Below are 12,616 nucleotides of genomic sequence, written 5' to 3' on the forward strand. Positions count from 1 at the left end.
GAGCTCGCCAATGAACCTGATGGGGCTGACGGGGATCAGAGTGGTGGAACGAGTCAAAACAGAATCCTTTCAAAGCCAGGCAAACCTGCCCGGCGCATGGCCACGACCCTGATGGGGGCGGCTGATGAGTATGAAAGGTTCCGGAACCTGTGGGATTTTTAGAGAGTTTTTGCACCACCAATGCAAGTGGTCGGCGGAAACACAGCCAAACGCTGTCAGATTTCAGCAGCAAAAATCAAAAAACGCCTAAGGCATTGAAAATAAATAAAACCACTGGCGATAAAATCGCCAGTGGTCATTTGATGTGTGTGTAGTGGCCAAAAAATGCCCCTAAGTGGCCAAGTTATGGTGTGTCCCACATCTGCCTTACAGCATGCGGTCAGATCACCCGCACTTGCTGTGGCCGCAGCTGCGGCAGGTCATGCACCCTTCGACCATTTGCAGATCGAACTGACCACAGGATGGGCAGGCTTTGCCGCGTGGGGTGCCGCCGATTTGCACGACGTCAGCTTGTGGGTCAGACTTCAGCCCCATGCCTTCGCCAGCAATGAAACCTGTGCTGATCAGATGGGTCTCGATCACGCCCCCGATGGCCGCCAGGATAGATGGCACATACTTGCCTTGCATCCAGGCACCACCACGTGGATCAAAGACTGCTTTCAGTTCTTCGACGACAAAGCTTACGTCACCGCCACGGCGGAAGACCGCGGAAATCATCCGTGTCAGAGCCACAGTCCAAGCGTAATGTTCCATATTTTTGGAATTGATGAACACTTCAAACGGACGGCGTTGCCCCGAAACAATCAGGTCATTCACGGTCAGATAAATCGCGTGCTCTGAATCTGGCCATTTCAGTTTGTAAGTGTGACCTTCTAGGGATTGTGGACGATCCAGTGGTTCGGAAATGTAAACAACATCAGCGCCTTCATCGGCCTCTGGTGTCTTTTCACTTTCTTCTGAAACGGACAGAACAGAACCGGTCACATCATTCGGACGGTAGGTCGTGCAGCCCTTACAGCCACTGTCCCAAGCCTGCATATAGACCTCTTTGAAGTCATCAAAATTGATGTCTTCCGGGCAGTTGATGGTCTTGGAAATGGAGCTGTCGATCCATTTTTGTGCTGCCGCCTGCATACGCACGTGGGCTGCGGGGGCAAGGGTCTGGGCGTTCACAAAATAGCTCGGCAGTTCTTTATCGCCGAACTTATCACGCCACATTTGCACCGCATAATCAACGACTTCTTCCTCAGTACGGGAACCGTCCTTCTGCAGAACCTTACGCTTATAGCTGTAGGCAAAGACAGGTTCGATGCCGGAACTGACGTTGCCCGCATACAGGCTGATGGTGCCGGTTGGCGCAATCGAGGTCAGCAGAGCGTTGCGAATGCCGTGTTCAGCAATCTCAGCGCGCACATCATCGTCCATCTGCATCATATTGCCGGACGCCAGGTATTTGTCCGCATCGAACAGCGGGAATGCGCCTTTTTCCCTGGCAAGGTCCACCGACGCCAGATAGGCGGCGCGGGCGATACGTTTCATCCAGCTTTCGGTCTGACGCGCCGCTTCCTCTGACCCATACTCAAGACCGGTCATCAACAGCGCATCTGCAAGGCCGGTCACACCAAGGCCAATACGACGTTTCGCAGCGGCTTCACGGGCCTGGGCTTCCAGTGGGAAACGGGAGGCATCAACAACGTTGTCCATCATGCGCACAGCGGTCGCGACCAGTTCGCTTAGCTGTTCTTCATCAAGGTCCGCCTCGGCTTCAAACGGATTTGCAACCAGACGGGCAAGGTTAATGGAGCCCAGAAGACACGCGCCATAAGGCGGCAGAGGTTGTTCGCCACATGGGTTGGTAGACGCGATATCTTCGCAGTAATTCAGGTTGTTCATCGCGTTAATACGGTCGATGAAAATCACACCTGGTTCAGCCTGGCTGTAGGTTGACTGCATGATTTGGTTCCACAAATCACGTGCGTTTACAGTGTGATAGACCTTGCCGTCGAATTTCAATTCCCACGGGCCATCTGCTTTCACAGCTTCCATGAAGTCATCGGTTACCAGAACGGACAAGTTGAACATCCGCAAGCGGGCCGCGTCAGATTTGGCTGTGATGAAATGTTCGATATCCGGGTGGTCACAGCGCATGGTCGCCATCATCGCGCCGCGGCGTGAACCTGCGGACATAATTGTGCGGCACATTGCGTCCCAGACGTCCATGAATGACAGCGGGCCAGAGGCATCGGCAGCAACGCCTTTTACGTCGGCGCCACGGGGGCGTATGGTGCTGAAATCATAGCCGATTCCGCCACCTTGCTGCATGGTCAGCGCGGCTTCTTTCAGGTTGTCGAAAATGCCGCCCATGCTGTCAGGCACGGTGCCCATAACGAAGCAGTTGAACAGGGTAACAGCACGGCCTGTGCCGGCACCCGCTGCGATACGGCCGGCTGGCAGGAATTTGAAATCTTCCAGGGCTGCGTAGAACTTTTCTTCCCAGCCTTTGCTGTCTTGTTCGACTTCCGCAAGCGCGCGCGCGATACGACGCCAGCTGTCTTCCACGGCCTTATCAACGGCTGAGCCATCCGCATTTTTCAGACGGTATTTCATATCCCAGATTTGTTCGGCAATCGGGGCGGCAAAACGGCTCATCGCGGCTTCCTGACATCGGTAAATGGTGTTAAATGAGGATCACAAACTACCTCGCGCAGCTGTGAAGCGTCAACGATTTTATCTTCCTAAATTGCAAAATATAGTGGTTGCAGAACGGAAATACACAAGATACGGGGTCATATGGGGAATCTTCATCTCATAAAACTATGCGTTGGAATCGACTCACCGGATCAGCTTTTGCTGTCCCGGGAAAGCCATGGCACCCTGCATACACCCACAAGGCACGTGACACGCATGTGGCCTAAACGTGAGGTTGAGTTGCTGGATGGCGGATCGCTTTACTGGGTGATGAAAGGTGTGGTTCAGGCACGTCAGGAAATTCTACGGCTTGATGAAATCACAGGGGAAGACGGGATTCGCCGCTGTGCGATTATTCTGAAATCCGATGTGATCCGCACCACTGCCGCGCCAAGGCGGGCCTTTCAGGGCTGGCGTTATCTGAAGGGTGAAGATGCCCCTGTGGATCTGCCTGCAAACCGCGTGAAAGATGATGCGTTGCCCCCGGAACTGGCCCGAGAGCTTTCAGATATCGGGCTGTGCTGAACCAGCCTGAAAACCCGTATTCGGCACATACACAATCCATGCACTATCTATGCACATCTTATGCATACGCAGCGTGCGCTGCGGCAACCCGCCGTTAAACGTCGAGTTTCGCCAGAAGCGCTTTCAGCGCGGTCCGTTCAGAATCGGCCCAGGGCGCTTTACGTGATCGCAAAAGCGTTGCCTGTGACCGATGCACAAGACCGTCAGAGAGAATCTTCAGGTGGTTTGCCCGCAAGGTTTCACCGGTTGATGTGATATCCGCCACGGCTTCGGCCGTTTCGTTTTTCACAGCACCTTCTGTTGCGCCCTGACTGTCGACCAGCTGATAGTCGGCAACCCCGTGATCGCGCAGAAATTCACGAATCATCCGGTGGTATTTCGTGGCGATGCGCAGGCGGAACCCATGACGTGCGCGGAAGGCGGCAGAGGCCGCATCCAGATCATCCAGTGTTTCTACATCGACCCAGAATTTCGGCACAGCAATAATCAGATCGGCCTGACCGAATCCCATCGGTGCGATTTCTTCCACCTGGTTTTCCCAGGCGGCCAGTTTTTCACGCACAAGATCGGTGCCGGTGACGCCCAGGTGAATGCGACCTTCGGACAGTTCACGCGGAATTTCGCTGGCAGAGAGCAGAACAAGTTCCACGCCTTCCACACCGGCAACGGCACCCGCATATTCGCGGTCAGATCCGGTACGGGCCAGTTCAATGCCGCGCTTGCCAAACCAGGCGAAGGTTTTTTCCATCAGACGCCCTTTGGAGGGCACACCAAGTTTCAGGGTCATATCGCGCCCTCCGCAGCGAGCAACAGATCAGGGCGGATCACGCCGCCCACCGCCGGAATGGAACGCCCCTGCCCCAGCACACGGGTCAACGCATCATAACGTCCCCCGGTGGCCACCGCAGGCTGGCCGGTTTTGCCAAAGCTGAAAACAAACCCGTCGTAATATTCCATGGAACTGCGACCGTGACTTGCATCAAAATCAAGATTCGCTGTGTCGATCCCACGCTGGGCCATGGCCGCAAGCCGGGCTTCGAAAGCTTCGGTCGCAGTGGCAACAGATGGCATATCAACAGCAATGTCGCGCAATGTGCTGAGCGCCTGTGGCGCGGGGGCACGCAGGGTAAGCAGTTCTTCCAGCATCTCGGCTTCATTCCGGGAAATCGGCGCTTCTTTCGCGTCTTCCTGAATGACCGTCAGGCGGGCACGCACATCTTCTTCAGATCGCATACCAACCTGGGCACCTGCATTTTCCAGAAGCACATCCTGCGTATTGGTTTCCAGCAGATCAAGCAGCTTTGCCCGTGCGGCAGGCAAAGGCGTGCGACCAGAGAAGCGATCCAGCAGGCTGCGGAATTTGCGTGGACGCCAGATGTGGCGCAGCAGGGCGTTCTTACGGCGATCCGATGCGGACAGCCCGGACACAGCCGCGCGCAGAATGCCCATATCGCCGGTGACCGCAGACAGGCCCTTGCCACGCAGAACACCGTTGAACAGCGCAAAGACTTCGGCATCGGCCCCGGCGGGATCTTCGCGATCAAATACCTCATAGCCGACCTGCAGATATTCGCTGGCGCGGCCCAGGTCTTCTTCCTGGCGCCGGAAGACTTTGCCGGAATATGTGTAACGGGCCGGTTCAGCACCGTGGTTCATATGCATCTGCACCACAGGCACGGTGAAATCCGGGCGCAACATCAATTCGCCGCGCAGGGGATCGGATGTCACATAGGTCCGGGCGCGAATGTCTTCGCCGTACAGATCCAGCAGGACTTCGGCCGGTTGCAGCATGTCTGCCTCAACCAGGGTCGCACCAGAGGTTTCAAAAAAGCTGCGCAATCTGGCGGCTTCCGCAACCAGACGCAGCGACGCAGCGCTTGTGTTGGTCATCCGGCATTTCCTTCCAGGATTTTGCGGACTTCAGCCACCAGATCAGCGCGTGCAATTTCACGCTGGGCAGGCTGGGCTTTCCATTCCTCATGGGTCGCGCTTTCGGCAATCTTCGCACCCAGCACGAGATCCTTGATCTGGACAACGCCGCGCTCGGCCTCATCGCCACCCTGAATGACAGCAACCGGGGACTGGCGTTTGTCTGCGTATTTCAGCTGGTTGCCGAAGTTCTTTGGATTGCCAAGGTACACTTCCGCCCGGATGCCTTCCGCACGCAGTTCAGACACCATGGCCTGGTAATCCGCCATACGATCGCGATCCATCACGGTGACCACAACCGGGCCAGGACCGGCACTTGCCGCGCGGCCCTTCATGCGCAGGGCAGCCAGCAGGCGGTCAACGCCGATGGAAACACCGGTTGCAGGCACGGCCTGACCGGTGAAGCGTTTCACCAGATCATCGTAACGACCACCGCCAGCGACGGAACCAAACTGACGGGTACGGCCTTTTTCATCCTGAATGTCGAAGGTGAGTTCAGCTTCAAACACCGGACCGGTGTAATAGCCAAGGCCACGCACGACAGATGGATCAATGTCCACCTGATCCGGACCATAGCCCTGGGCGTCGAGCAGGTCCGCGATCTGTTGCAGTTCCTTCACGCCTTCCGCACCGATGGCAGATTCGCCGACGGCCTGGGCAAGATTTGCCAGTGTCTCAGCCGTGGTTGCGCCTTTGGACGTCAGGAATGCGATCACAGGATCAGCCTGTTCGGCCGCAAGGCCAACACCATCGATAAACGCGCCGGAGGCATCCTTGCGCCCGGTTGTCAGCAATTCACGCACGCCGCTTTCGCCAACTTTGTCGAACTTGTCGATGGTGCGCAGAACGTCGTCTCGCTGAGCATCATCAGACAGGCCCATGACTTCGAGCACACCGTTCAGAACTTTGCGGTTGTTGACGCGTACGATGTAGTCACCCCGGGCAATGCCAACTTTTTCCAACACATCCGCCAGCATCGCACAGATTTCAGCATCTGCCGCGACAGAAGGTGCGCCAACAGTATCCGCATCACATTGATAGAACTGACGGAAACGGCCAGGGCCTGGCTTTTCATTGCGCCAGACCGGGCCCATCGCGAAACGGCGATAGGGCGTCGGCAGATCGTTGCGGTGCTGGGCATAAACACGGGCCAGTGGTGCTGTCAGATCATAGCGCAGCGCCATCCAGTCGCCGTTGCCATCTTCTTCATATTCCTGCCAGGCGAACACACCTTCGTTCGGGCGATCGACATCGGGCAGGAATTTACCCAGGGCTTCCACGGTTTCCACCGCGGAGCTTTCCAGCGCCTCAAAGCCATAATGATGGTAAACCGCCGCGATAGCATCGAGCATCGTTTTGCGCTCATGCACCTCATGCCCGAAATAGTCGCGGAAGCCTTTAGGGGTTTCTGCCTTGGGACGCGGAGATTTCTTTACTTTGGCCATTGGTCTTACCTTTGGGTCATATTTCACGCGCACCTGTAACCCGCGTGCAGGCGCGGGGCAAGACAACAGGGGCTGTGACACATAATCTTCAGCTTAAAGCGGCAGTTCTGTCGTCGATTTAAGCTCTTTCAGGGAAACAGACGACGATACCCCCCGGACAAACGGGTAGCGCAGCAGGTTGTGAGTCATGAAGTTTTCATATTCCACCACATCACGGGTGCGGATTTTCAGCACGTAATCGGCCCCGCCGGTCAGTTTGTGGCATTCCATGATTTCGGCATGACGCTGCACCAGGCTTTCAAAAGCTGTGACAGAATCCTCGGAATGATCCGCAAGGGTGATATTAGCGAAAATGCAAAAGCCCGCATCAACCTTTGCGGCATCCAGCAGGGTGACGCGGCCGCGAATAATTCCGCGCGCCTCAAAATCCTGAAGCCTGCGCCAGGCCGTGCTTTGCGCCATCCCCGCCCGTTGGGCCAGTTCGGCCACAGGCAGGGTGGAATCGCGCTGAATTTCCCGCAGAAGGGCTCTTTCCTGGTCTGTGAGTTCCAAATTACGCCCCGACGTGAATTATTCATGTCAAATATATCAGAATGCCCGCCATTCTGAAACACCTGTTTCAACCCGGCCCCCTATCCTGAAACAAAGGAGACATGCGATGACCAAACAGACTGACAATGGATATGCTTCACTGGCACCGGATGCACAGGGCTGCTACCCCTACACGGAAGATGATCGCACGGTCTGGGGCACACTGTTTACGCGTCAGATGGATGCGCTGCAGGGCGTGATGGTTGACAGCTACCTGGAGGGGATTGCAACGCTTGGCCTGAACGCCGGTAACGTGCCACAGGTCGTTGACATTGATAAACGCCTGAACAGGTTGACCGGTGCAGGTGTGGAAGGCGTGCCTGCCCTGATTGCCCCGACGCGGTTCTTTAATCTTTTGTCGGACCGCAAGTTTCCGATCGCCACCTTCCTGCGCCGGCGTGAACATATGGATTACATCGAAGAACCTGACCTGTTCCACGAGGTTTTCGGTCATTGCCCCCTGCTGACCAACAACGCCTATTGCGATTTTATTGAACGGTTCGGGCAGCAGGCGCAAACGCTGGGCAAAGGCTATAGCTGGCATATGTTCCGCCTGTTCTGGTTCACGGTGGAATTTGGCCTGATCCACACAAAAGACGGTGTGCGGGCTTACGGCGCGGGGATCGGGTCTTCCCCGGCAGAGGCTGAGAATGCGATGAATGGTCATGCGGAAGTGCGTGATTTTGACCTGATGGATGTGCTGCGCACCCCGTATCGGATCGACATTGTGCAGCCGGTATATTTTGCGATTGAAAGCTTTGAGGCGCTGACAGAGGCGCTTGATCAGGATCTGGTGGCGCTGATTGATCAGGCCAAATCCCTGGGCGATCACACGCCGCTGTTTGACCAGGCGGCGTAAAACGCCTATGTGCAGGATATGACTGATCGTATCCTGCAGCTTGAAGAACAAATCGCCCATCTGACCCGCACGGTAGAGGAGCTATCCGATATCGTGGCGCGCCAGGAAAAGGAGTTGGATGTTCTGAAACGTCGCTCCTCCATGTTGATGGAGCGGGAAGCGCAACGGGAAATGGAAGTCGGCGGCAGTATACCCCTGGCAGATCAGCGCCCACCACATTGGTAGAATGGGCATAAGCCTGGTGGGATCAGTTACTGATCACTTCACGGGCAACCACGTCACCCTTCCAGATCAGCAGTTCACTGCGCGCACCGGAATAGCCGAACCGATTGTAAACCGTCAGGAAAGCGAGATTTCGGTTCAGACGGCTGCGCCGCCCATCCGGGCAAGCTTCACCATCTGACACGCCACAGGTGCGGTTTTTGAAACGCTCGTAAGCGTTGTCCATATCGCTGTAAGGCCGATTGCGCACGCCGCCCGCATAGCGAAAACCTTCATGCACATCCGGTGACCCCAGCAAAGCAAGGGCTGCGGTGAATTTGCGCGCGCAACCATCATCAAACCCGGTCAGGTAAAAATCACGCGGTGCACTGGTGCCGGGCGCGGTGTCAAACAGGCGTACCCCCTGCCCCGGCGCACGGTCGACTTCTTCGCCACGTTGCTGACGGGTGGTGCCACACACACGGGTCAGGCCATGTTCCACCACAGGTTCTGCGGTGCGGCTGCGGCGGGCAAAGCGGTTGATTTCTGCGCTGGCGTCTTCAGACGTATCGGCAGTATGAGAGCTTGACGGGCTGCCACCAGCAACAAGACTGCGCGACACGCCACCGCCATCAAGCGTCATTGTCTGACAGCCTGACAGAAGCACAGCCGCAAAAAGCAGGCCTGATGTACCCAGCTTAAAACCCATATTCATGATCCCTCATACCCCGTCGCCCCTGTGTCAGGAACGACGAGGAGGTTTTATGACAAATTCATATGAGTTGTCGAGTGCCCTGATATCAGGCGTCCGGACAGGCGGGACCGCGCTTATATTTCCTCGACAGCCATAACGCCATCAAGGCTTTTGATCGCGCTTTTGATCTGTAGATTAAGGGCGAATTGCTTTGGCAGTTCAATATCGACTTCGCCCGGCAAATCTGGCGCCATGAGGCAGAACTTCACAGGCCCCCTGCCCCGCGCGTCCGACTGATCCAGAACGGAAGCCACCGCAGAAATCGCCTGGGCTTCCTCCACAAAAACCAGCAGTCCCATGTTCCCCGCATCCGCCGCGACACCATCGGCAGGCACGATTGACCGCGCCAGCAATTTCAGCTGATCCGATTCCATCGTGGCTTCGACGGTGATCACAACGTTATTGCCGGTAGTCAGATGATCGCGGCATTTTTCCAGCGTGTCAGAGAAAATTGTGACCTCATAGCCACCGGTTGGATCAGAGAGCTGCGCAAAGGCAAAACGGTTGCCGCGCGCGGATTTGCGTTCCTGACAGCCGGAAACAGAACCCGCGATTTTCGCAATCTTTGCGCCGCTCTGACAGGCCTTTTCAAGTTCAGCCAGGGTCATAACCTTTTTGCGTCGCAAAGCAGGCATGTAATCATCCAGCGGGTGACCGGACAGATAGAACCCAATGGCTTTGAATTCCTCGGTCAGACGTTCCGCCGCCAGCCAGTCAACCGCCTGCGGCAGGCGCGGTTCGGGCAGGTCATCGCCCGCTTCGCCAAAGAGAGACACCTGGTTGGACGCCCGCTGTTCATGGATCGCAGCGGAATAAGCGACAAGCGCATCAAGACTGTCGAAAACCCGGCGACGGTTGTTGTCGAGCTGATCAAACGCACCGGCACGCGCCAGCATTTCCATCGGGCGTTTGCCGACACGTTTCAGATCCACACGCCGCGCCATATCGTAAAGCGTGGCAAACGGTTTATCGACGCCATCCACCCGACGGCCTTCCACCACCAGACGCATCGCATCAAGACCAACATTTTTCAGCGCGCCCAGCGCATAGACCAGACGGCCTTCAGACACAGAGAACGTCGCAAGCGAGCGGTTCACGCAGGGCGGGATGATTTCAATCCCCAGACCATCGCGATCCTGCGGCTTGCGGGTTTCATTAGCATAAATCGCAAGCTTATCCGTCAGATGGATATCGCAGTTCATCACACCGGCCATGAATTCCACCGGGTGGTTCGCCTTCAGCCAGGCGGTCTGGTAAGACACCACCGCATAGGCCGCCGCGTGGGATTTGTTGAAGCCGTAGTTCGCGAATTTTTCGAGAAGGTCGAAAACCTCACTGGCTTTCTTGGCTGGCACACCGTTTTCAGCCGCACCCTTTTCAAATTTCGGGCGTTCGGCATCCATCGCTTCTTTAATCTTCTTACCCATCGCACGACGCAGAAGATCCGCGCCGCCAAGAGAGTAATTCGCCATGACCTGGGCGATCTGCATCACCTGTTCCTGGTAGACGATGATGCCCTGGGTTTCTTCCAGAATGTGGTCAATCAGCGGGTGGACGGATTCGATCTCTTTGAGGCCGTTCTTCACCTCACAATAGGTTGGAATGTTTTCCATCGGGCCGGGACGATACAGCGCCACAAGCGCAACGATATCCTCAATACAGGTGGGCTTCATGCGCTTGAGCGCATCCATCATCCCTGTCGATTCCACCTGGAACACAGCCACGGTGCGGGCGGCGGAATACAGATCGTATGAAACCTTGTCATCCAGTGGGATCGCGTTGATTTCATTCACCGCGCCTTCGGGCGGTTCATACAGCTGTGTGCCATCGGCAGAGATATGAATATCACGCCCTTCGCCTTTGATCTGATCGACAGCGTTTTGAATGACGGTCAAGGTCTTCAGACCCAGAAAATCGAACTTCACAAGCCCGGCCTGTTCCACCCATTTCATATTGAACTGGGTCGCGGGCATGTCGGATCGCGGATCCTGATAGAGCGGCACAAGCGCATCCAGCGGCCGGTCACCAATCACAACACCAGCCGCGTGGGTGGATGCGTTCCGCAGCAAACCTTCGACCTGCTGACCGTAATTCAGAAGACGTTCGACAACTTCTTCATTACGAGCTTCTTCACGCAGGCGGGGCTCTTCGATCAGAGATTGCGCGATGGACATGGGCTTTACGCCTTCCACCGGGATCATCTTAGACAGGCGATCCACCTGGCCGTAAGGCATCTGCAAGACACGGCCAATGTCACGCACGGCGGCTTTGGACAAAAGCGCACCAAAGGTGATGATCTGGCCTACTTTGTCGCGGCCATATTTTTCCTGCACATATTTGATCACCTCTTCCCGGCGATCCATGCAAAAGTCGATATCAAAATCCGGCATCGACACACGTTCCGGGTTCAGGAAGCGTTCAAACAGCAGGGAATAGCGCAGCGGATCAAGGTCAGTAATCGTCAGCGCATAGGCGACCAAAGACCCCGCACCAGACCCACGGCCCGGCCCAACCGGAATACCCTGATCTTTGCCCCATTGGATAAAGTCCGCAACGATCAGGAAGTAGCCAGGGAAGCCCATGCCTTCAATGATATCAAGTTCAAAATCCAGGCGTTCCTGGTATTTTTCCGGCGTCACCGCATGGGGGATCACGGCAAGGCGGTTTTGCAGGCCTTCATTCGCAATGCGGCGCAGTTCTGCGACTTCGTCATCCGCAAACTTTGGCAGGATCGGGTCACGCAGGTAAGCACCAAAGGCACAGCGTTGCGCGATTTCGACAGTGCTTTCCAGGGCTTCCGGCAGATCGGCAAACAGCGCCGCCATTTCTGCGGGGCTTTTGAAATAATGCTGGGGAGTCAGGCGGCGGCGGTCATCCTGCTGATCGACATAGGCCCCTTCGGAAATGCAGATCAGGGCGTCATGCGCCTCATACATATCGGTTTTGGGGAAATAGACGTCGTTGGTCGCGACCAGCGGGATATTCAGCGCATAGGCACGTTCAATAAAACCGCGTTCAGTTGCGCGTTCAGCCACCGTCAGCTGACCACCTTCGCCCGGGTGGCGTTGCAGTTCCATATAAAGACGATCGCCAAATGCCGTCATCATGCGGGCCAGCAAAGCATCCGCCTTGGCATCCTGCCCCTGCGCAATCAGCATACCCAGCGGCCCTTCCGGCCCACCTGTCAGACAGATCAGCCCGCTTGCGTGTCTCTCCAGATCCTCAACCGTGACTTGCGGCAGCTCACCGCCAGCATCCACATACAGGCAGGAGGACAGCTTCATCAGATTTTCATAGCCGGTTTCATTCTGGGCCAGCAGAACCACAGGCGCGGGATTGCGCGGCTTTTCACCTGTTGCAGGCGGATCATATCGCAGATCAACCTGACAACCGACGATGGGCTGCACGCCTGCTTTCTTCGCCGTCACAGAAAATTCCAGCGCCGCAAACATGGAATTCGTATCGGTCACTGCGACCGCAGGCATCCCCATGCCATCGCACAAGCCGGGCAGTTTCTTTACAGGAACGGCCCCCTCAAGCAGGGAATATTCGGTGTGTACGCGGAGATGGATGAATCGAGGCTGGTCAGTCATAGCGACCAGTTTAAGGGGCGCACCCGGGCGG

General features: G+C 56.2%; 10 protein-coding genes. 3 read left to right on the forward strand and 7 right to left on the reverse strand.

From position 1 onward, the window contains the following. Positions 1–384 precede the first annotated feature (384 nt). The gene (locus tag H1D41_RS16855) at positions 385–2,649 is read right to left on the reverse strand and encodes an adenosylcobalamin-dependent ribonucleoside-diphosphate reductase (protein WP_228850020.1); all 2,265 of its coding nucleotides are present in this window, start codon (positions 2,647–2,649) and stop codon (positions 385–387) included. A gap of 141 nt (positions 2,650–2,790) precedes the next feature. Between H1D41_RS16855 and H1D41_RS16860 the strand changes: the two genes are divergently transcribed. Continuing rightward, a complete protein-coding gene (locus tag H1D41_RS16860; RefSeq protein WP_228850021.1) occupies positions 2,791–3,213 on the forward strand; it encodes a DUF1489 family protein in 423 nt (140 codons plus the stop codon). A 94-nt stretch (positions 3,214–3,307) separates the two neighbouring features. Here H1D41_RS16860 and hisG read toward each other — a convergent pair whose 3' ends face one another. The 4 genes from hisG to H1D41_RS16880 form a co-directional block, all read right to left on the reverse strand. Further along, the gene (gene hisG, locus H1D41_RS16865) at positions 3,308–4,000 is read right to left on the reverse strand and encodes an ATP phosphoribosyltransferase (protein ID WP_107496381.1); all 693 of its coding nucleotides are present in this window, start codon (positions 3,998–4,000) and stop codon (positions 3,308–3,310) included. Continuing rightward, positions 3,997–5,103, reverse strand: coding sequence for an ATP phosphoribosyltransferase regulatory subunit (locus H1D41_RS16870; protein ID WP_228850022.1), 1,107 nt, complete (start codon positions 5,101–5,103; stop codon positions 3,997–3,999). The genes hisG and H1D41_RS16870 overlap by 4 nt, the downstream gene beginning before the upstream one ends. Further along, complete coding sequence (hisS, locus tag H1D41_RS16875; RefSeq protein ID WP_228850023.1) at positions 5,100–6,587, reverse strand: histidine--tRNA ligase; 1,488 nt, start codon at positions 6,585–6,587, stop codon at positions 5,100–5,102. Before hisS ends, H1D41_RS16870 begins: the two co-directional genes overlap by 4 nt. A 93-nt stretch (positions 6,588–6,680) precedes the next feature. Continuing rightward, on the reverse strand, positions 6,681–7,139 hold the full coding sequence (locus H1D41_RS16880; protein ID WP_228850024.1) for an Lrp/AsnC family transcriptional regulator: 459 nt from the start codon (positions 7,137–7,139) through the stop codon (positions 6,681–6,683). A 106-nt stretch (positions 7,140–7,245) separates the two neighbouring features. Here H1D41_RS16880 and H1D41_RS16885 point away from each other — a divergent pair, with 106 nt between their 5' ends. Next, positions 7,246–8,037 (forward strand): phenylalanine 4-monooxygenase, encoded by a 792-nt coding sequence (locus tag H1D41_RS16885; protein WP_228850025.1) that lies wholly within the window; start codon positions 7,246–7,248, stop codon positions 8,035–8,037. 18 nt (positions 8,038–8,055) lie between these two features. Beyond that, on the forward strand, positions 8,056–8,262 hold the full coding sequence (locus H1D41_RS16890; protein WP_228850026.1) for a SlyX family protein: 207 nt from the start codon (positions 8,056–8,058) through the stop codon (positions 8,260–8,262). 22 nt (positions 8,263–8,284) lie between these two features. Here H1D41_RS16890 and H1D41_RS16895 read toward each other — a convergent pair whose 3' ends face one another. Both H1D41_RS16895 and dnaE read right to left on the reverse strand, forming a co-directional pair. Next, positions 8,285–8,947, reverse strand: a complete 663-nt coding sequence (locus H1D41_RS16895) for a hypothetical protein (protein WP_228850027.1) — start codon at positions 8,945–8,947, stop codon at positions 8,285–8,287. A 119-nt stretch (positions 8,948–9,066) separates the two neighbouring features. Further along, complete coding sequence (gene dnaE, locus H1D41_RS16900) at positions 9,067–12,585, reverse strand: DNA polymerase III subunit alpha (protein WP_228850028.1); 3,519 nt, start codon at positions 12,583–12,585, stop codon at positions 9,067–9,069. Positions 12,586–12,616 lie beyond the last annotated feature (31 nt).

It is taken from the genome of Halocynthiibacter styelae (assembly GCF_016123485.1).
GTDB classification, from domain to species: domain Bacteria; phylum Pseudomonadota; class Alphaproteobacteria; order Rhodobacterales; family Rhodobacteraceae; genus Halocynthiibacter; species Halocynthiibacter styelae.